The organism is Nocardioides sp. Z43_10 (assembly GCF_059766615.1).
Genome location: NZ_JCBAJY010000003.1, coordinates 283,955 through 303,156, shown reverse-complemented (window position 1 = coordinate 303,156; position 19,202 = coordinate 283,955). Strand labels below are relative to the sequence as shown.

The following is a 19,202-nucleotide window of genomic DNA, read 5'->3' as shown; positions in this document are numbered from 1 at the left end:
CTAGCCCGGCGCGGTCGGCAGCCGAACCGTGAGCGTGGTGGCGCCGGGGCGGCTGTGCAGGCTCACCTCGCCGCCGTGCGCGGCCGCGATCGCCTTGACCAGCGCCAGCCCGAGTCCGGTGCCTCCCTCGGCGGTGCCGCGGGTGCGGGCGCTGTCGCCGCGGGCGAACCGCTCGAACTCCTTGCCGCGCAGCTCGGGCGGCAGGCCGGGCCCGTCGTCGTGCACGACGATCTCGCCGGGGCGCGCGCTGACGGTGACCGTGGTGCCGGCCGGGGTGTGCTTGCGGGCGTTGGTGAGCAGGTTGCTGACCAGCTGGTGCAGGCGCTGCTCGTCGCCGCAGACCTGCAGGGCCTCCTCGGGCAGGTCGAGGCGCCACCGGTGGTCGGGGGCGAGCACCCGGGCGTCCGCCACCGTCTCGAGCAGCAGCCGGGTCAGGTCCACCGGCCGGCGCTCCAGCGGGCGGCCGGCGTCGAGGCGGGCCAGCAGCAGCAGGTCCTCCACCAGGGCGGTCATCCGCGCCGCCTCGGCCTCCACCTTGTCCAGCGCCGTCCCGGTCATCGCCGGGTCGTCGGGGCGCCGCCGGGCGAGCTCGGCGTAGCCCTTGATGGTGGCCAGCGGGGTGCGCAGCTCGTGCGAGGCGTCGGCGACGAACTGGCGGACCTGCTGCTCGCTGCGCTGGCGCGCGGCCAGCGACGACTCGACGTGGCTGAGCAGCGTGTTGAGCGCGGCGCCCACCCGGCCCACCTCGGTGCGCTCGTCGGTGAGGTGCTCGGGCACCCGCTCGGTGAGCTCGATGTCGCCCGAGGCCAGCGGCAGCTGCGCGACGTGGCGGGCGGTGCCGGCCACCTCGCGCAACGGGCGCAGCTGGCGGCGTACGACGACCAGGCCGGCGCCGCCGGCGGCGAGGACGCCCAGCAGGGTCAGCGCCAGCTCCCACCAGATCAGGCTGGCCACGGTGGCGTCGACGTCGGCGGAGGGCAGACCGGTGACGAGCACGCCCTCCTGGACCCCCGAGCCCGCCGCGTAGCGGGTGGCCTCCATCGCCGTCACCCGGTAGGACCCCTGCCCCTCCACGTCCACGGCGTGCACCTCGCCGTCGACCGGCACCTCCGCCAGCCGGTCCAGGGCGTCGGCCGCCAGCGTCTGCGGGTCGCCGCGGCGGTCGGTGAGGATCTCGCCCTCGCCGGCCCCGTCCCCGGGCAGGAAGGCGTTGAGCGTCCCGGGCGGCTGGTTGCGCCGTTCGAACTCGTCGGGGGAGCCCGGGGGACCGCCCGGTGCGGTGAGCGCGTCCACCGACGCCAGCACGTCACCGTCGAGCTGGCCGGTCAGGTAGGAGCGCATCGCCACGGTGGTGGCGGAGCCGATCAGCAGGCAGACCACCGCGACCAGGGCCACCAGGGTGACGACCAGGCGCGCGGTCAGCGACGCGGGCCGGCCCACCTCAGGCCGGCTTCAACACGTAGCCGGCGCCGCGCATGGTGTGGATCATCGGCGGGCGCCCCGCGTCGATCTTCTTGCGCAGGTAGGACACGTACAGCTCGACGACGTTGGCCTGCCCGCCGAAGTCGTAGTTCCACACCCGGTCCAGGATCTGGGCCTTGCTCAGCACCCGGCGCGGGTTGCGCATCAGGAAGCGCAGCAGCTCGAACTCGGTCGCGGTCAGCTTGATCTCGTCGCCGCCGCGGAACACCTCGTGGGTGTCCTCGTCCAGGGTCAGGTCGCCCACGGTGAGCACCGAGGACGACTCGCTGCGCTGGGCGCCGGCGCGCCGCATCAGCCCCCGCAGCCGGGCCACCAGCTCCTCGAGCGAGAACGGCTTGGTGACGTAGTCGTCGCCGCCGGCGGTGAGCCCGGCGACCCGGTCCTCGACCGCGTCGCGGGCGGTCAGGAAGACCACCGGGACGTCGGGCAGCGTGGCGCGCAGGCGGCGCAGCACCTCCATCCCGTCGAAGTCGGGAAGCATGATGTCGAGGACCACGGCATCGGGGCGGAACTCCTTGGCCACGCTCACCGCCTGCGCGCCGGTGTGCGCCATCCGCACCTCCCAGCCCTCGTAGCGCAGCGCCATCGCCACCAGCTCGGCGATGTTCACCTCGTCGTCGACGACGAGGATGCGCAGCGGGCTCCCGTCCGGCCTGGTCAGGTCCATGACTCCATCTTGCGCGCGAAGTCTGTGGATGTCCTGTGCCCCGGCTGTGCGTCCGATTCGCCGGCGTTTCCGCGACCCGGGCACAATGAGCGCGTTGTGGACATTCATTTCCCGCCCGAGCTCCCGGTCACCCAGCGCCGCGAGGACATCGCCGCCGCCATCCGCGACCACCAGGTCGTCATCGTCGCGGGCGAGACCGGGTCGGGGAAGACCACCCAGCTGCCCAAGATCTGCCTCGAGCTGGGGCGCGGCGACCGGGCCGCCGGCGGCAAGCTGATCGGCCACACCCAGCCGCGCCGGATCGCGGCGCGGTCGGTGGCCGAGCGGATCGCCAGCGAGCTCGGCAGCGAGCTCGGCGACCTGGTCGGCTACCAGGTCCGCTTCACCGACCGGACCTCGCGCAGCAGCCGGGTCAAGCTGATGACCGACGGCATCCTGCTCGCCGAGCTGCAGCGCGACCGGATGCTGCGCAAGTACGACACGATCATCATCGACGAGGCCCACGAGCGCAGCCTCAACATCGACTTCCTGTTGGGCTACCTCAAGCGGCTGCTGCCCAAGCGGCCCGACCTCAAGCTCATCATCACCTCCGCGACCATCGACCCCGAGCGGTTCGCGCAGCACTTCTGCGAGCGCGACGGCCGGCCCGCCCCGATCATCGAGGTCTCCGGACGCACCTACCCCGTCGAGGTCCGCTACCGGCCGCTGATCGAGCTGCCGGAGGAGGACGAGGAGGGCGAGGCGGTCGTCCGCGACCAGACCGACGCCATCGTGGACGCGGTCAAGGAGCTCTCCGCGGAGGGCCCCGGCGACATCCTGGTCTTCCTGCCCGGGGAGCGGGAGATCCGCGACACCGCCGACGTGCTCAACGAGCTCGCCGGCAGCGGCGGGAGGGGGCTGGAGGTCGTGCCGCTCTACTCGCGGCTCTCGGCCGCCGAGCAGCACCGGGTCTTCTCCCCGCACACCGCCGGGCGCCGGGTGGTGCTGGCCACCAACGTCGCGGAGACGTCGCTGACCGTGCCGGGCATCCGCTACGTCGTGGACTCCGGCGTCGCCCGGATCAGCCGTTACTCCGCGCGCACCAAGGTCCAGCGGCTGCCGATCGAGCCGATCAGCCAGGCCTCGGCCAACCAGCGCTCGGGGCGCTGCGGACGCGTCGAGGCGGGGATCGCGATCCGGCTCTACTCCGAGGAGGACTTCGAGGCTCGCCCGGAGTTCACCGACCCCGAGATCCTGCGCACCAACCTGGCCAGCGTGATCCTGCAGATGGCCTCGCTGGGTCTCGGCGAGGTCGCCCGCTTCCCGTTCGTGGAGCCCCCCGACCGGCGCAACATCACCGCCGGCACCCAGCTGCTCGAGGAGCTCGGCGCGGTCGGTGCGGACCGGCAGGGTCCCGCCGCACCCGGCGTCCGTCTCACCCGGGTGGGCAAGCGCCTGGCCCGGCTGCCGATCGACCCGCGGCTGGGCCGGATGATCCTCGAGGCCGAGCGGCTCGGCTGCGTGCGCGAGGTGCTGGTGATCGCCTCGGCGCTGTCGCTGCAGGACCCCCGCGAGCGGCCGGCCGAGCTCAAGGCGCAGGCCGACCAGCAGCACGCCCGGTTCAAGGCCGAGGACAGCGACTTCCTGACCTGGCTGAACCTGTGGCGCTACCTCAAGGACCAGCAGCGCGAGCTCTCCTCGAGCGCGTTCCGGCGGATGTGCCGCAAGGAGTTCCTCAACTACCTGCGGGTCCGGGAGTGGCAGGACTTCGAGTCCCAGCTGCGCCAGGTGTGCAAGGAGATGGGCATCGAGCTGGGCCACCCCGCGGACGTGCCCGACGCCGACGGCATCCACCAGGCCCTGCTCTCGGGGCTGCTCTCGCACATCGGCCTGCTCGAGGAGCGGGACAAGGCCAAGCCCGGCCGATCGGGGGAGCGGCGCGCGATGCGCGAGTACCTCGGCGCGCGAGGAGCCCGGTTCGCGATCTTCCCCGGCAGCGGGCTGGCCCGGAAGAGCCCGCAGTTCCTGATGGCCGGCGAGCTGGTGGAGACCAGCCGGCTGTGGGCGCGCCAGAACGCCGCCATCAAGCCGGAGTGGGCCGAGCGGCTGGGCAAGGACCTGGTCAAGCGCTCCTACTCCGAGCCGCACTGGTCGCAGAAGCGGGCCGCGGTGATGGCCCACGAGCGGGTCACGCTGTACGGCGTGCCGCTGGTCGCCGACCGGCTGATCAACTACGGCGCGGTCGACCCCGAGCTGAGCCGCGAGCTGTTCATCCGCCACGCCCTGGTGTACGGCGAGTGGAGCACCCGGCACCGCTTCTACGCCGAGAACCTCCGGCTGCTCGAGGAGGCCTCCGAGCTCGAGCACCGGGCCCGGCGCCGCGACATCGTCGTCGACGAGCACACGCTCTTCGACTTCTACGACGCGCGGGTGGGCAAGGAGGTGGTCAGCGGGGCGCACTTCGACCAGTGGTGGAAGCACGAGCGCCAGCAGCGGCCCGACCTGCTCACCTTCGACCCCGACATGCTCACCCACGACACCGCCGAGGAGATCCGGGCGGCCGACTACCCCGAGTACTGGCACGCCGAGGGGCTGACCTTCCCGATCAGCTACCACTTCGAGCCCGGCGCGGCCGACGACGGCCTCACCATCGACGTCCCGCTGGCCACCCTCAACCAGGTCGGCGCCGAGGACTTCTCCTGGGTGGTGCCCGGGGTCCGCGAGGAGCTCGTCACCAGCCTGATCCGCAGCCTGCCCAAGCAGCTGCGGGTCAACTTCGTGCCCGCGCCCAACCACGCCCGCGACTTCCTGGCCAAGGTCCCGGCGGGGGAGGAGCCGCTGCTGGACGCGCTGGAGCGCCACTTCCGCGCCACCACCGGCGTGGTGGTGCCGCGCGAGGCCTGGGACTGGTCCAAGGTCCCCGACCACCTCAAGCCGATCTTCCGCGTCGTCGACGAGGCGGGGGAGGTCGTCGCCCAGGGCAAGGACCTGGAGGCGCTGAAGGCGCCGCTGCGCCCGACCTTCGACCAGGCGATGAAGGAGGTCGCCTCGGACTCCGGGGTCACGGCCTCGGGCCAGACCGGCTGGACCTTCGGCACCATCGAGCGCTCGTTCACCCAGAAGCGCGCGGGCCACGAGGTGCGCGGCTTCCCCGCGCTGGTCGACGAGGGCGCAGGCGTCGGGCTCGGCGTGTTCGGCTCGGCCGAGGAGCAGGAGGCGCGCCACCGGCTGGGTGTGCGCCGGCTGCTCGCGCTGGAGACCCGCTCGCCGGTCAAGGCGGTGCTCGACTCGCTCACCAACGCCGAGAAGCTGGCCCTGGCCGGCTCGCCGTACCCGACGGTGGCCGAGCTGCTCGAGGACTGCCGTGCGGCGGTGCTCGCCGCGGTCGTCGACGCGCGGCCGGCCGTGCGCGACCAGGCGTCGTACGACGCGCTGCGCGCGGCCGCCGACGCCGACGCCGAGGCGCACCTGCGCGCGGTGATGCAGGACGTGATCCGGGTGCTCCAGGGGTGGCGCCGGGTGGACCGGGCGCTGAGCGGGCGTGCGGACATGTACCAGCTGCCGGCCCTCTCCGACATGCAGGCGCAGCTGGGGCGGCTGGTGCACCGGGGCTTCGTCGGCGAGGCCGGCGTCACCCAGCTGCGCCACTACCCGCGCTACCTGCAGGCCCTGGAGTACCGCCGTGAGCGGCTCGAGGGCCAGGTCGCGCGCGACCGGCAGCTGATGGACCAGATCCAGGAGCTCCAGGAGGCCTACCTGCACCGGCTCGAGGCGCTGCCCGCCGGGCGGCCGCCGGACGCGGCGCTGCGCCAGGTGCGCTGGCTGCTCGAGGAGTACCGGGTCTCGCTGTGGGCCCAGCACCTCGGCACCGCGGTGCCGGTGAGCGACGCGAGAATCCGCAAGGCCCTGGGCTGAGCCGTAGGCTGGAGCGATGAGCGAGCGCCGTCACCACAAGCCGATGGTGCCCGGCGCCGACTTCATCGAGGCGGCCACCGGCGGCGCCGACCCGGCCGTCCTGCGCGAGGCCGCCGAGCAGGCGGCCCAGCTGCTGGTCCGCGGCGCCCGGCGCAAGGGCGACCCCGAGACCGCCGAGCGGGTGGTGCGCCTGGCCGAGGACGAGGGCCTGGAGACCCTGGCCGAGCTGTGGTCCGGGGCGCCGGCCGACTCGCTGGCCGGCAGCCTGTGGCGGCTCTACCTGCTGCGCGGCTGGGTCTACGCCGACCCCGTCGGCGTCGCCCGCGAGTTCGAGGCCGGCCGGGTCCGCGCCCAGGTCGCCCGGGTGGTCGCCGGGGTGGCCGACCCGCCGAGCCCCGAGGGCCTGAAGCTGATGGTCGACGAGGTGCTGCGCGGCATCGCCACCGCCGACTACGCCGACGTGCTCTTCCGCGCGGCGGCGTTCGCCCGGGTGGTCGCCACCGGCCGCGCCGCGCTCGGCGCGCCGCCGGTCACCGCCGGCCGGATGCTGACCCTCGCCGAGCAGCTCGAGACCGCCGGGCACTTCGAGCTCGAGCACCGACTGGCCTAGCGGGTAGACTGTGCGCGGTACGCCGGACCGCGGCAGCCCCGGGTCCCAAAATAAGCCGCTTCGAGCGGCCACGCGCCGTGAGGCGCTCCCGGTCCGGCGTACCACTCTCACGTCCGCCCGGTCGGCCTTTCCCCGGCGCCTAGGCTCACTGGCATGAGCTTCCTGAGCCGGGCCCTGTCCCAGGTCCTCCCGCGGCGCGGCGGCGCCGTCCAGAGCCGGGCCACCCAGACCTATGCCCCGCAGCGCGACGGAGAGCCCGACCCCGGCGAGGTGGTCTGGGCGTGGGTGGCCTACGAGGACGACCCCGCCCAGGGCAAGGACCGCCCGGTGCTGATCGTGGCCGAGGACGGCCCGGCCTGGCTGGGTCTGTACCTCACCAGCAAGGACCACGACCGCGACGCCGCCGACGAGGCCCGCTGGGGTCGGCACTGGATGGACGTGGGCACCGGGGGCTGGGACCGTCAGGGCCGCCCCAGCGAGGTCCGTCTGGACCGCCTGCTGCGCCTGGAGCGTGGCGACGTGCGCCGCGAGGGCGCCGCCCTGGCGCGTCCCGTCTTCGACAGCGTCGTCGCCGAGGCGCGACGCTTCCACTCCCTGTGAGCGCCCTGAGGACCCGCCTGCTCGGCGACCGGCCGGTCAGCGCGCTGGGTCTGGGGGCGATGCCGCTCTCGCGCCCCGGACGCGACGGCGCCGTGCCCGACCGGGCCCGGGCGATCGCCACCGTGCACGCCGCGCTGGACGCGGGGATCACCCTGGTCGACACCGCGGACTGCTACGCGCCCGACGGGTACGGGCTGGGGCACAACGAGGAGCTGGTCGCCGAGGCGCTGCGCGGGCGCCGTGAGGACGTGCTGGTCGCCACCAAGGGCGGCATCCGCCGCGACGGCGCCGCCTGGCCGGTCGACGGGCGCCCCGAGTGGATCCGCAGCGCCGCCGAAGGGTCCCTGCGCCGCCTGGGCACCGACAGCATCGGCCTGTACCAGCACCACCGCCCCGACCCGGCGGTCCCCTACGCGGAGACCATCGGCGCGTTCCGCGAGCTGTACGACGCGGGCCTGGTGCAGCGGGTCGGGCTCTCCAACGCCGACCCGGCCCAGATCCGCGAGGCCCAGGCGATCCTGGGCCCGGCGCTGGTCAGCGTGCAGAACCAGCTCAGCCCCGCCTTCCGCTCCAGCCTCGGCGAGGTCGCCCTGTGCGCCGAGCTCGGACTGGCCTTCCTGCCCTGGAGCCCCCTGGGTGGGATGCAGAGCGCCGCCGACCTCGGCTCGACGTACGCGCCCTTCGCGCAGGTGGCCGCCCGGCACGGGGTCAGCGCGCAGCAGGTCTGCCTGGCGTGGCTGCTCGGCCTGGGCGAGCACGTGGTGCCGATCCCGGGCGCCAGCCGGCCCGCCTCGCCTGCCGCCTCGGTACGTGCGCTATCTCTCACCCTGAGCGCTGAGGATGTCGCGCTGCTCGAGGGCGCCGGGTGAGTCGATATCGTGACGTGCGAATGTCCGGAGCCCGATCGGCGGCCCGGTTGCAGGCAGGGAGAGGAGCGCGCGGGTGACATCGCGTCGTGAGGAGGCCCCCGGTATGGGGCCAGGGCACAACCAGGGCAGGACGCCCACCTCAGGTGCGCGAGGACGCCGCGTGCGTCGGCGCCCCGCCTGGCTGGCGGCCGCCCTGGCGTTGGCGCTGTCGGCGACCACCGTCGCGTGCACCCAGGAGAGTGACGGGCCGGACGGGAGCCAGAGCCCGTCGCCCACCGCCGCGCCCACCGAGCTCACCTTCGGCGTCTACGGGCCGGAGGCGGAGATCACCGCCTTCACCGACGTCGTCGAGGCCTACAACTCGCTGGCCGACAACAGCACCGTCACGCTGCGCACCTGGCGCGACCACGAGGAGGCGGCGACCGCGATGCAGGACGAGGGGCGCGTCCCCGACGTCTTCTTCGCGACCCGTGACGACCTGGCCTGGCTGGGCGAGGACCACCTGAGCCAGCCGGTCGACGAGCTGCTCGACGAGCGAGGCGTCGACTTCGGCGACGTCTACTCCCGCGACGCCCTGCAGGCCTTCAGCAGCGACAACCGGCTGCAGTGCATGCCCTACGGCATCTCGCCGATGGTGATCTTCTACAACACCAAGCTCATCGACTTCGAGCGGATGCGCGAGCGCGGCCTGCCGGCCCCGACCTCCAACGCCTCCTGGACGATGGAGCAGTTCACCGCCGCCGCCGAGACCGCCACCCGGCCGCGGCGCGGCACCCGGGGCGTGCACATCGACCCCAGCGTCACCGGGCTCGCGCCGTTCATCGTCTCCGGGCGCGGTCGGGTCTTCAACGAGGAGACCTCGCCCACGTCGCTGGCCTTCTCCGACGAGTCCACCCAGAGCGCCCTCGAGCGGACCCTGCAGCTGCTGCGGACCCCCTACCTGACGCTGACCGAGGCCCAGCTCGCCAAGGCCGACCCGGTGGAGTGGTTCAAGCGCGGCAAGGTCGGCATGATCGCCGGGTACCGCTCACTGGTCCCGCAGCTGCGCGAGGTGCCCGGCCTCGACTTCGACGTGATGCCGATGCCCACCCTCGACGACGAGGCGACGCTGGGCGACATCACCGGGCTGTGCATGTCCGCCGACGCCGCCGACCCCGGCGAGGCGGCCGACTTCATGACCTACGCGCTCTCCACGATGGCGGTCGAGCGGGTGGTGCGGGCCGGCTACCTGGTCCCGGCCAACCTCGAGGTCGCCGAGTCCGACGTCTTCCTGCAGCCCGGACGGATGCCGGAGGGTGCGGCGGTGTTCAACCGCCGGGTCCGCGACATCACCATGCTGCCGGTGATCGACGACTGGGAGCAGCTGGAGGAGGCGGTCCGACCCGGGCTGCGTCAGCTGGTCACCGTGCCGGTGCTCGAGCTCACCGAGATGACCGAGCGGATCGACGAGGAGTCGCGACGCGTGCTCGACCCGGAGTGGAGCGAGGACGACGCCAGCGAGAGCCCGGAGCCCGAGGAGCGGTGAGCCTCAGCGGGGGGTCTGCTGGTGGAAGACCAGCCGCCAGCCGGCCTCCCGCCGTACGTAGTGGCTGCTGATCAGCGCGGAGTAGTCCGCGGCTCCCTCGCGCCGGGCGAGCACGCCGTAGGCGACGATGCCGGTCTCCGGCGTCGGCTGGAAGACCCACAGGTCCTGCATCTCGTACGACGCCCAGGGCTGGCCCGACAGCGAGGCGATGATCGCGTCCCGGTCGTCGAGCACCAGCCCGCCGGGAAGCAGCATCACCACCGTGTGGTCCAGGACGCCGTCGTAGAACTCGGCAGCCTCGCCGGGGGAGGCGGACAGCGCGCGCCAGCCCTGCTCCTCCAGATCCACCAGCTCGCTCTGGGTCATGACTCGGTCCCTCCGTCCTCGGTGCTGTGCTCGGTGCTGTGCTCGGTGAGCTGGGTGTCCTGAGTCTGCTCCGCGGCCAGGATCGCCTCCACCAGGGCCGGCGTGGCCAGCTCGACCTGCCAGGGCCGCGCGCCGTACCCGGCCAGCTGCTCGGCGACGCCGGCGGCGAGCGTCTCGTCGTCGCGGGCGCTCGGGGGCTCCCACAGCACCCGGCGCAGGTGGTCGGGGGTGAGCAGGTTCTCGACCGGCAGCTTGAGCCCCTGGGCGAGGCCGCTGAGCATCTCGCGGGCCAGCTGCAGCCGGCGGGCCGCGACGGCGTCCTTCTCGGCCCAGGCGCGGGGCAGGGGCGGGCCCTCGCTGCGCTGGGTGCGGGCGGGCAGCGCCGACTCGGGCATCTCCTGGACCTCGCGCAGCGCCTCGACCCAGCGCGAGGCGTAGCGCTCGGCCCCCCGGCCGTGGAAGCCGCGGGTGGACAGCAGCGCGGCCCGGTCGGTCGGCATCGCCTGCGCGGCCGCGATGATCGCGGCGTCGGGGATGATCCGGCCCGGGGTGACGTCGCGCTGCTCGGCGATCCGGTCCCGGGCCTGCCACAGGGCGCGCACCGCGCCGAGGGCTCGGCGCCCGCGCAGCTTGTGGGTGCCCGAGACCCGGCGCCAGGGCTCGGCGCGGACGGTCGGCTGATGGCCGAGCAGGTGCTCGAACTCCTGGCGCGCCCACTCGGTCTTGCCGGCCGCCTCGAGCTGCTCGATCATCGCCTCGCGCAGCTCGAGCAGCACCTCGACGTCGAGCGCGGCGTACTCCAGCCACGGCTGGGGCAGCGGTCGGGTCGACCAGTCCACAGCCGAGTGCTCCTTGCGCATCCGGCGCCCGATGATCGTCTCGACCAGGGTGGCCAGGCCGACCCGGGGATAGCCCAGCAGTCGTCCGGCGAGCTCGGTGTCGAACAGCGACGCGGGGTGCAGCCCGACCTCGGCGAGGCAGGCGAGGTCCTGGGTGGCGGCGTGCAGGATCCACTCCGCGTCGCCCAGCGCCTGCTGCAGCACGACCAGGTCGTCGAAGGCGATCGGGTCGACCAGGGCCGTGCCCGCACCCTCGCGGCGCAGCTGGATCAGGTAGGCGCGCGCCGAGTAGCGGTAGCCCGAGGCGCGCTCGGCGTCGATCGCCACCGGTCCGGTGCCGGCGGCGAAGTCCGCGCACACCCGGGCCAGCGCCTCCTCGGTGTCGACCACCGGCGTCAGGCCGTCGCGCAGCTCCAGCAGCGGCACCGGCTCCGGCGGCTCGGTCGGGGCCTGGCTCTCGGCCGGCGTCTGTGCGGGGCTCTCGTGGTTCTCGTCGTCAGCCATCATCGTCAGGGCGTCGGGCCGCGCTGTCCGCGCCGACTGGGCATCGCGGTCACGCCCTCGGGGACAGGAGGCAGCCCCACGGTGGTGCACAGCAGCTCGCCCCACGCCTCGACGTGGGGAGCGATGTCCCAGTGCTCGTCCTCGTCGGGAGTCGGCGTCCAGGAGGCGCGGATCTCGACCTGGGCGGTGCCCTCCTCGTCGCTCATCGCGCCGAAGCTCTCGGTGGCGACCAGGGTGACCGTGCCGGAGGGGGCGGTGTACGCCGCGCCGTGCGCCTCCAGCGCCTCGACCAGCCAGGACCAGCCCACGCCGGCCAGCAGCGGGTCGCTGATCATCTCGGGGTCGATCTCCGCGCGGACGTAGGCCACGCAGCGGAAGGTGCCGTCCCAGGCGTCGTTGCCGGCGGGGTCGTGGAGCAGGATGATCCGCCCGGTGCCGACATCGATCTCGTCGACGGTGACGTCGGCCGACAGGGCCGCCGCGTACGGCGCGATCCGCTGGGGCGCCGGCATCTCCTCGCAGAAGACCTCCGGGCGCAGGCGCGCGCCACGCATCGCCTCCACCGCGTCCCGGAACTCGGGGGGTGTGATGCCCGCACCCGTTCCCGGGTACGTCTCCTGACGCACGACCATGCCCCCACAGTAGGCCCGCCGGCCCGCTGCCGATGTGCCAACACGCCGTCTGACCTGCGAGGATCAGAGGGTGACGAGCGACTCCCCAGCACAGCCCGCAACGACGCGGCCCAGCCTCCCTGATCTGCCCGACCACCTCGCCGGGAGCGCCTTCCTGCGCGCCGCGCGCGGTGAGCCCGTCGCGCACACCCCGGTGTGGTTCATGCGCCAGGCCGGCCGCTCGCTGCCGGAGTACCGCAGGCTCCGCGAGGGCGTGGGGATGCTCGAGTCCTGCATGGACCCGGGGCTGGTCACCGAGATCACCCTGCAGCCGGTGCGCCGCTACGGGGTGGACGCGGCGATCTTCTTCTCCGACATCGTGCTGCCGCTCAAGGCGGTCGGCGTCGACCTCGACATCGTGGCCGGCGTCGGCCCGGTGGTCGCCAAGCCGGTGCGCACCCTCGACGACGTGGCCGCGATCGAGGACCTCACCCCCGAGCACGTGCCGTTCATCACCGAGGCGGTGCGCTCGCTGGTGGGCGAGCTGGGCTCGACGCCGCTGATCGGCTTCGCCGGCGCGCCGTTCACGGTCGCGTCGTACCTGGTCGAGGGCGGGCCGTCCAAGGAGCACGCCAAGACCAAGGCGATGATGTTCGGCGCGCCGCAGGTGTGGGACGCGCTGATGCGCAAGATCGCCGACATGGCCGCCACCTACCTCGAGGTGCAGGTGGCTGCCGGCGCCTCCGCCGTGCAGCTGTTCGACTCGTGGGCCGGTGCGCTCACCCCGGGCGACTACACCGAGCACGTGATGCCGCACTCCGCGCGGGTGCTGGCCCGGGCCGGGGAGCTCGGGGTGCCGCGGATCCACTTCGGGGTGGGCACCACCAACCTGCTGACGCTGATGGGGGAGGCCGGCGCCGACGTCGTCGGGGTCGACTGGCGCACGCCGCTGACCTCGGCCCTCCCGCTGGTCGGCGACCGGGGGGTGCAGGGCAACCTCGACCCGACCCTGGTCTTCGCGCCCACCGACGTGATGACGGCGCGCGCGGCGGAGGTGATCGAGGCCGGCCGGGCGGCGAAGGGGCACATCTTCAACCTCGGCCACGGAGTGATCCCCTCCACCGACCCCGACCAGCTCGCCCGGCTGACCGAGTTCGTGCAGTCCTACCCCTTGACCGCCCCGTAGTCTCACCTCATGACGCAGCACAGCGGGTCCGAGGCGCCGGAGCAGGGCGAGGCAGCGACCGGGGCGGAGCCGCGCCGGATCTCGGTGACCCGGGATATCGGGGCTCCGGCGGCGGCGGTGTTCGACGAGATCGCCGACCCGCAGGGTCACGTCCGCATCGACGGCTCCGGGATGCTCGTGGCGACCTCGGCGGCCGCCCGGCTCGCGGCCGTCGGCGACAGCTTCACCATGGACATGGACCGCGAGCCGCTGGGCGACCTGCCGATGGGGCGCTACACGGTCGTCAACACCGTCACCCGGATCGTGCCCGACCGGCTCCTGGAGTGGAGCGTGGGCGCCGAGGGCCGCACCCCGATCGGGCACGTCTACGGCTACGAGCTCGAGCCGCTGGCCGAGGGCGGCACCCGCGTCACGTCGTACTGCGACTGGACGGACCTGCATCCCAAGCTGCGCGACAAGCTGACGTTCCCGATCGTCCCGGCCTCGATGCTCGAGACGTCGCTGGAGAACCTTCAGGCGCTGCTCGAGCGGTAGTCGCGGGCGTGGGCCACCAGCAGTGAGCGCAGCTCCTCGACGGCGGGTGGGGCCGGGTCCTGGGGGCGCTCGAGCAGCACCAGGTCGACGCCGGTGGCGTCCTCGAGCGGACGGTGGGTGAGCACGCCCGCCACCACGAGCGGGTCGCCGGCCACGCTGTAGTCGGGCAGCACGGTCACGCCGAGCCCCTCGGCGACCATCAGCTTGCCCATCTCCGCGCCGTCGGTGCTCGACGCGATCGGCGGCATCCGCGGGCCCAGCACCCGGTGCACGAAGCGGTGCATCAGGTAGCCCGCGCGCATCGCCACGAAGCTCTCGGTGCGCAGGTCCTCGAGGGTGACCACCTCCTGGGCGGCGAGCCGGTGGTCCGCCCGGCAGACCAGCGCCGGGCGTCCGTGCAGCAGCCGCGCGCAGCGCAGGTCGGCCGGTGCGTCGTCGCCGTCCAGCAGGTTCACCAGGCCCAGGTCGAGAGCCCCCTCGGCGAGCTGGCGGTGGATCTCCTCCTGCTGCAGGTTCACGATCTCGACGGTGGTGCCCGGCCGGCTCTGCGCCAGCGCCCGCACCGCCGGCACCAGCAGTGTCGAGGTGGCCGCGCTGACCGTGCCGACCCGGACCAGGCGGGCCGCCTGGCTCTGGTCGCCGGCCGCGGTGCGCAGCCGCTGGACGGCCTCCATCACCTCCGCGATCTGCGGCAGCAGGTCCCTGCCCCGGCGGCTGATCCGGGTGCCGCTGCGGCTGCGGTCCAGCAGGCTGACCCCCAGCTCGCGCTCGAGGTTGCGCAGGGCCTCGCTCAGCGCGGGCTGGGAGATGTGCAGCTGCTCGCTGGTACGGCGCAGCGAGCCGTGCCGGGTCACGGCGGTGAGGTACTCCAGCTGTTCGGTGCGCATGTGGCCTCTCGGGGGTGCGGGCGGAGCGGGCGGGACGGGAGCCGCCGATGCCGGAGGTGAGAGGCAGAGCCTGCACCCCCCTCGTCAACGGCTGGCGCCTTTCTCCTTGCCTGCGGCGCGCCCGTCGAGCAGTTTTGTTCAGTCAGCATATAAAGTCGAGTAACTTGATAGACAAAACCGCCCTGCAGTCCAAGGAGAAACCATGTGTCCCTCAGGGTCCCCGCACACGGCCACGCAGGCCCGTCCAGCCTCGATCGCGGAGCCCACGGGTCGGGTGCCCGTGCTCAGCGCCGACGAGGCGATCCGGGTGGCCGCCGATCTCGGTGGGATGCTCGCCGCGGACGCGGCGCGTCGCGACGCCGAGCGGGTGCTGCCCGCCGCGGAGCTCGACCTGCTCTCGGCCAGCGGCCTGCTGGCGAGCACCGTCCCCGCCGCCCACGGTGGGGCGGACCTCGACGCCGAGACCCTCGCCGAGGTCTTCCGCCTGCTCGCCGCCGGCGACCCCAGCGTCGCGCAGATCCCGCACAGCCACTTCGTCTACGTCAACGTGCTGCGCCACCAGGGGACGCCGGCGCAGCAGGCGTTCTTCTTCGCCGAGGTGCTCGCCGGCAAGCGGTTCGGCAACGCCCAGTCCGAGGTCGGCACCAAGCACGTGCGCGACATCCGGACCACGCTGAGCCCCGCGGGCGACGGGAGCTGGGTGCTCGACGGCGTCAAGGGCTACAGCACCGGCGCCCTCTTCGCCGACTGGATCCCGGTCCTGGCCCACCTGGACGTGGACGGGCCCTTGCACGTGGCCTGGGTGGAGCGGACCGCCCCCGGCGTGAGCGTCGTCGACGACTGGAACGGGATGGGCCAGCGCACCACGGCCAGCGGCACGGTGCGCCTGGAGTCCGTGGCCGTCGACGCGGCCCGGATCACGCCGTACCACCTGACCTTCACCGGACCGCAGACGTTCGGCGCCTTCGCTCAGCTGCTGCACGCCGCGCTCGACGTGGGCATCGCCCGCGCGGCCGTCGACGAGGCGGCGCTGTTCGTGCGCACCAAGAGCCGCCCCTACCCCGACGCCGGCGTCGAGCGCGCCGCCGAGGACCCCCTGGTCGTGCACGCGCTGGGCCAGATGGAGGTCGCGGTGCGCGCGGCCGAGGCGGTACTCGCCGAGGCCGGCCGCGCCGTGGACCGGGCGAACGCGGCGCTGAGCGCGGAGTCGGCCGGCCAGGCCAGCCTGGCGGTGGCCGCCGCCCGCGCGCTCAGCACGTCCGCCTCGGTCGAGGTGTCCAGCCGGTTGTTCGAGGTCGCCGGGACCCGCTCGGCGCTGGACAGCCTGAACCTCAACCGGCACTGGCGCAACGCCCGCACCCACACCCTGCACGACCCGGCCGCCTGGAAGGTCCAGCACCTCGGCCGCTACGTCGTGGACGGCACCCTGCCGCCCAGCCACGGCCAGCTCTGAGCCGCATCCACCCGCATCCCGGCATCGCAGAACCCGCATCGACGAAGAGGACGACAATGACGCTCACTTTCCACTGGTTCCTCCCCACCAACGGAGGTGACGGCCGCTTCGTGGTCGGCGGCGGCCACGGCGTCGCTGCCGGACCGGCCGGCCGGCCGGCCTCCGTCCCCTACCTCGGGCAGGTCGCCCGCAGCGCCGAGCAGCTCGGCTTCGAGGCGGCACTGACCCCGACCGGCGCCTGGTGCGAGGACGCGTGGCTGTCCACCGCCATGCTCAGCTCGGTCTCGGAGCGGCTGAAGTTCCTGGTCGCCTTCCGTCCGGGCCTCACCTCGCCGACGCTGGCCGCGCAGATGGCCGCGACGTTCCAGAACCTGTCCGGCGGGCGGCTGCTGCTCAACGTGGTCACCGGCGGGGAGAGCCAGGAGCAGCGCGCCTACGGCGACTTCCTCGACAAGGAGGCCCGCTACGCCCGGTGCGGGGAGTTCCTCGAGGTGGTGCGTCGGCTCTGGGCGGGGGAGACCGTGGACTTCGCCGGCGAGCACCTGCGGGTGGAGGGCGCCGCGCTGGCCCAGCTGCCCGACCCGGTGCCCGCGATCTACTTCGGCGGCTCCTCCCCGGCCGCGGGGGAGGTGGCGGCCAAGCACGCCGACGTCTACCTGACCTGGGGCGAGCCGCCCGCCGCGGTGGCCGAGAAGATCGCCTGGATCCGCAAGCTCGCCGCCGAGCAGGGCCGCGAGCTCCGCTTCGGCATCCGGATGCACACGATCACCCGCGACACCTCCGACCTGGCCTGGGCCGAGGCCGACCGGCTGCTGGCCGGCATCGACGACGAGACCATCCGCACGGTCCAGGCCGGGCTGGCGCGCAGCGAGTCCGAGGGCCAGCGCCGGATGCTCGAGCTCAACCGCGGCAGTCGCGACGACCTCGAGATCTACCCCAACGTCTGGGCCGGCGTCGGGCTGGTCCGCGGCGGCGCCGGCACCGCGCTGGTGGGCAGCCACGAGGAGGTGGCCGACCGCATCGAGGAGTACCACGCGCTGGGCATCGACGAGTTCGTGCTCTCCGGCTACCCCCACCTGGAGGAGTCCTACGCCTTCGGTGAGGGAGTGCTGCCGGTGCTCGCCCAGCGCGGGCTGTGGCAGCACCCCACGCCGTCGACGTACCGCGCCTCGGTGCCGTTCGGCTCCAGGTCGGCCGCCTCGTGAGCGCCTCGCGTCTGGACCCGGTGGCGCTGCGACGCGCGTTCGGGGCGTTCCCCAGCGGCGTCGTCGCGGTCGCGGCCGAGGTGGACGGCGCCCACGTCGGGATGGCCGCGAGCTCGTTCACCTCCGTGTCGCTGGAGCCGGCCCTGGTGTCCTTCTCGATCGCCCGGACCAGCTCGACGTGGCCGGTGCTGCGCCGCGCGACGCGGCTGGGGGTCAGCGTGCTGGCCGACCACCACGCAGGGGTGTGCCGCCAGCTCGCCGGACCGGCCGCGAGCCGCTTCGACGGGCTCGCCCTGGGCGTGCGCGACGGGGGAGCGGTGCTGGTCTCGGATGCCGTCGCCTCCTTCGAGTGCAGCATCCACCGCGAGATCGAGGCGGGCGACCACGTCCTGGTGCTGCTGCACCTGCACGCGATCGCGGACCTGGGTCACCGCTCGCCGCTGGTGTTCCACCGCAGCGGCTTCACCCGGCTGCACGCCGTACCGGCCGGTGACGTGCTGGGCGCAACCGGATGAGCGCCGCCGAGCAGGCGCCGAGCCCGGTCTGAGCACGGCTCGCGGGGTCTGAGAGATTGGAGCCGTGAGCACAACACGACAGGTGACAGTCGTCGGCGGCGGCCTCGCGGGGCTCTGCGCAGCACGAGCCCTCGCGGACGCCGGCCACGAGGTGCGGGTGCTCGAGGGCGCGGGTCGCGCCGGCGGCAAGATCCGCCGCACCGCGGTCGGGGGAGTCGTCGTCGACGTCGGCGCCGAGGCGATGCTCAACCGCCGCCCCGAGGCGGTCGGGCTGGCCCGCGAGCTGGGGCTGCCGATCGAGCACCCCACCGGCGCCTCCTCACAGGTGTGGACCCACGGGGCGCTGCGCCCGATGCCCCGTTCGCTGATGGGCGTGCCGATGGACCTGCCCCAGCTCGAGGCGTCCGGGGTGCTCTCGGAGGCCGGGCTGGCCCGGGTCCGCGAGGAGCCCTCGCTGCCCCCCACCCGGCTGGGTGACGACCAGGACGTCTCGGTCGGCGAGCTGGTCGCCGCCCGCCTCGGCGACGAGGTGGTCGACCAGCTGGTGGAGCCGCTGCTCGGCGGGGTCTACGCCGGCGACGCGCGTGCCCTCTCGGCTCGGGCCACCGTGCCGATGCTGGTCTCGCTGCTGGGCCGCGGCTCGCTGCTGGAGGCGGCCGCGGCGATGCCGTCCCCCTCGGGCGGCCCGGTCTTCGCCGGCATCCCCGGCGGGATGGGGCAGCTCGCCGAGGCGCTGGCCGCCTCCGGCGACTTCGCCGTCGAGCTCGACGCGCCGGTGCGCGAGCTGCGGCGCACCGCCGACGGCTTCGAGCTCCTCACCGGGCCGACGACGGCCCCGCGCACGGTGCGCGCCACCGACGTCGTGCTCGCCACGCCCGCAGCACCGACCGCCCGGCTGCTGGCCGGGCTGGCGCCCGGCGCGGCGAGCGAGCTGGCCGGGATCGAGTACGCCTCGATGGCGGTGGTCACCTTCGCGTTCCGCGCCGACGACCTGCCCGAGCTGGCCGGCTCGGGCTTCCTGGTCCCGCCCCGGGACGGCCGCCGGATCAAGGCCTCGACGTTCTCGGCCAACAAGTGGTCGTGGGTCCGCGAGGCCGGCCGCGGTGCCGGACCGGGCGGCGCGGACCTGGTCATGCTGCGGACCTCCATCGGCCGCCACCGCGAGGAGGCGTCGCTGCAGGTGCCCGACGAGGAGCTGGTGCGGGTCTCGCTCGAGGACCTCGCCGAGGCGGCCGGGATCCGCGCCGTGCCGGTCGACACCCACGTCCAGCGCTGGGGCGGCGGGCTGCCGCAGTACGCGGTGGGCCACCTCGACCGCGTGGCACGCATCCGCGCCGACATCGCCCGCGAGATCGGGCCGCGGCTGGTCGTCTGCGGCGCGGCGTACGACGGAGTGGGCATCGCCGCCGTCGTCGCCTCCGCCCGCCGCGCCGCCGCCGCCCTCACTGCCTGACC

At 74.0% G+C, this 19,202-nt stretch carries 17 protein-coding genes; 11 read left to right on the top strand and 6 right to left on the bottom strand.

All coding sequences use genetic code 11. The features are described from left to right. Together AC6EI4_RS07655 and AC6EI4_RS07650 are read right to left on the bottom strand one after the other, a co-directional pair. Nucleotides 1–1,440, bottom strand: coding sequence for a sensor histidine kinase (locus AC6EI4_RS07655; protein WP_498451093.1), 1,440 nt, complete (start codon nt 1,438–1,440; stop codon nt 1–3). A 1-nt stretch (nt 1,441) separates the two neighbouring features. After that, entirely contained in the window at nt 1,442–2,149 is a 708-nt protein-coding gene (locus AC6EI4_RS07650; protein ID WP_498421135.1) for a response regulator transcription factor, read from the bottom strand. Nucleotides 2,150–2,245: 96 nt separating this feature from the next. Between AC6EI4_RS07650 and hrpA the strand changes: the two genes are divergently transcribed. The 5 genes from hrpA (at nt 2,246) to AC6EI4_RS07625 (ending at nt 9,647) form a co-directional block, all read left to right on the top strand. After that, nucleotides 2,246–6,043, top strand: coding sequence for an ATP-dependent RNA helicase HrpA (hrpA, locus tag AC6EI4_RS07645; protein ID WP_498451092.1), 3,798 nt, complete (start codon nt 2,246–2,248; stop codon nt 6,041–6,043). A 16-nt stretch (nt 6,044–6,059) separates the two neighbouring features. Next, on the top strand, nt 6,060–6,653 hold the full coding sequence (locus tag AC6EI4_RS07640) for a hypothetical protein (protein WP_498451091.1): 594 nt from the start codon (nt 6,060–6,062) through the stop codon (nt 6,651–6,653). Nucleotides 6,654–6,806: 153 nt separating this feature from the next. Next, a complete protein-coding gene (locus tag AC6EI4_RS07635) occupies nt 6,807–7,253 on the top strand; it encodes a type II toxin-antitoxin system PemK/MazF family toxin (protein WP_498421141.1) in 447 nt (148 codons plus the stop codon). Further along, on the top strand, nt 7,250–8,122 hold the full coding sequence (locus tag AC6EI4_RS07630; RefSeq protein ID WP_498451090.1) for an aldo/keto reductase: 873 nt from the start codon (nt 7,250–7,252) through the stop codon (nt 8,120–8,122). The genes AC6EI4_RS07635 and AC6EI4_RS07630 overlap by 4 nt, the downstream gene beginning before the upstream one ends. Before the next feature lie 160 nt (nt 8,123–8,282). Then, nucleotides 8,283–9,647, top strand: a complete 1,365-nt coding sequence (locus AC6EI4_RS07625; RefSeq protein WP_498421145.1) for an ABC transporter substrate-binding protein — start codon at nt 8,283–8,285, stop codon at nt 9,645–9,647. A gap of 3 nt (nt 9,648–9,650) precedes the next feature. Here AC6EI4_RS07625 and AC6EI4_RS07620 read toward each other — a convergent pair whose 3' ends face one another. The 3 genes from AC6EI4_RS07620 to AC6EI4_RS07610 are packed head-to-tail and all read right to left on the bottom strand — an operon-like array spanning nt 9,651 to nt 11,988. After that, nucleotides 9,651–10,013 carry a hypothetical protein gene (locus tag AC6EI4_RS07620; protein ID WP_498451089.1) on the bottom strand — a complete coding sequence of 121 codons (363 nt, stop codon included), beginning with the start codon at nt 10,011–10,013 and terminating at the stop codon, nt 9,651–9,653. Continuing rightward, nucleotides 10,010–11,356 carry an HRDC domain-containing protein gene (locus AC6EI4_RS07615; protein WP_498451088.1) on the bottom strand — a complete coding sequence of 449 codons (1,347 nt, stop codon included), beginning with the start codon at nt 11,354–11,356 and terminating at the stop codon, nt 10,010–10,012. The genes AC6EI4_RS07620 and AC6EI4_RS07615 overlap by 4 nt, the downstream gene beginning before the upstream one ends. 5 nt (nt 11,357–11,361) lie before the next feature. Next, nucleotides 11,362–11,988 carry a DUF3000 domain-containing protein gene (locus AC6EI4_RS07610; RefSeq protein ID WP_498421150.1) on the bottom strand — a complete coding sequence of 209 codons (627 nt, stop codon included), beginning with the start codon at nt 11,986–11,988 and terminating at the stop codon, nt 11,362–11,364. Between the two features lie 70 nt (nt 11,989–12,058). Here AC6EI4_RS07610 and hemE point away from each other — a divergent pair, with 70 nt between their 5' ends. Together hemE and AC6EI4_RS07600 are read left to right on the top strand one after the other, a co-directional pair. Next, the gene (hemE, locus tag AC6EI4_RS07605) at nt 12,059–13,153 is read left to right on the top strand and encodes a uroporphyrinogen decarboxylase (protein ID WP_498451087.1); all 1,095 of its coding nucleotides are present in this window, start codon (nt 12,059–12,061) and stop codon (nt 13,151–13,153) included. A 9-nt stretch (nt 13,154–13,162) separates the two neighbouring features. Beyond that, nucleotides 13,163–13,687 (top strand): SRPBCC family protein, encoded by a 525-nt coding sequence (locus AC6EI4_RS07600; RefSeq protein WP_498421154.1) that lies wholly within the window; start codon nt 13,163–13,165, stop codon nt 13,685–13,687. Here the strand turns inward: AC6EI4_RS07600 and AC6EI4_RS07595 are convergent. Next, nucleotides 13,666–14,574: a LysR family transcriptional regulator gene (locus tag AC6EI4_RS07595; protein ID WP_498451086.1), complete on the bottom strand. Its 909-nt coding sequence runs from the start codon at nt 14,572–14,574 to the stop codon at nt 13,666–13,668. The two genes, AC6EI4_RS07600 and AC6EI4_RS07595, sit on opposite strands and share 22 nt — an antisense overlap. Before the next feature lie 202 nt (nt 14,575–14,776). Between AC6EI4_RS07595 and AC6EI4_RS07590 the strand changes: the two genes are divergently transcribed. From AC6EI4_RS07590 to hemG, 4 genes are all read left to right on the top strand, one after another. After that, nucleotides 14,777–16,027: an SfnB family sulfur acquisition oxidoreductase gene (locus AC6EI4_RS07590; RefSeq protein ID WP_498421159.1), complete on the top strand. Its 1,251-nt coding sequence runs from the start codon at nt 14,777–14,779 to the stop codon at nt 16,025–16,027. A 56-nt stretch (nt 16,028–16,083) separates the two neighbouring features. After that, nucleotides 16,084–17,232 (top strand): LLM class flavin-dependent oxidoreductase, encoded by a 1,149-nt coding sequence (locus AC6EI4_RS07585; RefSeq protein ID WP_498421160.1) that lies wholly within the window; start codon nt 16,084–16,086, stop codon nt 17,230–17,232. After that, nucleotides 17,229–17,747 carry a flavin reductase family protein gene (locus tag AC6EI4_RS07580; RefSeq protein ID WP_498421161.1) on the top strand — a complete coding sequence of 173 codons (519 nt, stop codon included), beginning with the start codon at nt 17,229–17,231 and terminating at the stop codon, nt 17,745–17,747. The genes AC6EI4_RS07585 and AC6EI4_RS07580 overlap by 4 nt, the downstream gene beginning before the upstream one ends. A gap of 64 nt (nt 17,748–17,811) precedes the next feature. After that, entirely contained in the window at nt 17,812–19,200 is a 1,389-nt protein-coding gene (gene hemG, locus AC6EI4_RS07575) for a protoporphyrinogen oxidase (RefSeq protein WP_498451085.1), read from the top strand. The last annotated feature ends 2 nt before the right edge of the window (nt 19,201–19,202 follow it).

Bases quoted from the DNA above. Each gene is read 5' to 3' on its own strand.
- AC6EI4_RS07650 (WP_498421135.1), bottom strand. From the start codon at position 2,149: ATGGACCTGACCAGGCCGGACGGGAGCCCGCTGCGCATCCTCGTCGTC.
- AC6EI4_RS07640 (WP_498451091.1), top strand. From the start codon at position 6,060: ATGAGCGAGCGCCGTCACCACAAGCCGATGGTGCCCGGCGCCGACTTC.
- AC6EI4_RS07635 (WP_498421141.1), top strand. From the start codon at position 6,807: ATGAGCTTCCTGAGCCGGGCCCTGTCCCAGGTCCTCCCGCGGCGCGGC.
- AC6EI4_RS07620 (WP_498451089.1), bottom strand. From the start codon at position 10,013: ATGACCCAGAGCGAGCTGGTGGATCTGGAGGAGCAGGGCTGGCGCGCG.
- AC6EI4_RS07615 (WP_498451088.1), bottom strand. From the start codon at position 11,356: ATGGCTGACGACGAGAACCACGAGAGCCCCGCACAGACGCCGGCCGAG.
- AC6EI4_RS07610 (WP_498421150.1), bottom strand. From the start codon at position 11,988: ATGGTCGTGCGTCAGGAGACGTACCCGGGAACGGGTGCGGGCATCACA.
- AC6EI4_RS07600 (WP_498421154.1), top strand. From the start codon at position 13,163: ATGACGCAGCACAGCGGGTCCGAGGCGCCGGAGCAGGGCGAGGCAGCG.
- AC6EI4_RS07595 (WP_498451086.1), bottom strand. From the start codon at position 14,574: ATGCGCACCGAACAGCTGGAGTACCTCACCGCCGTGACCCGGCACGGC.
- AC6EI4_RS07590 (WP_498421159.1), top strand. From the start codon at position 14,777: ATGTGTCCCTCAGGGTCCCCGCACACGGCCACGCAGGCCCGTCCAGCC.
- AC6EI4_RS07585 (WP_498421160.1), top strand. From the start codon at position 16,084: ATGACGCTCACTTTCCACTGGTTCCTCCCCACCAACGGAGGTGACGGC.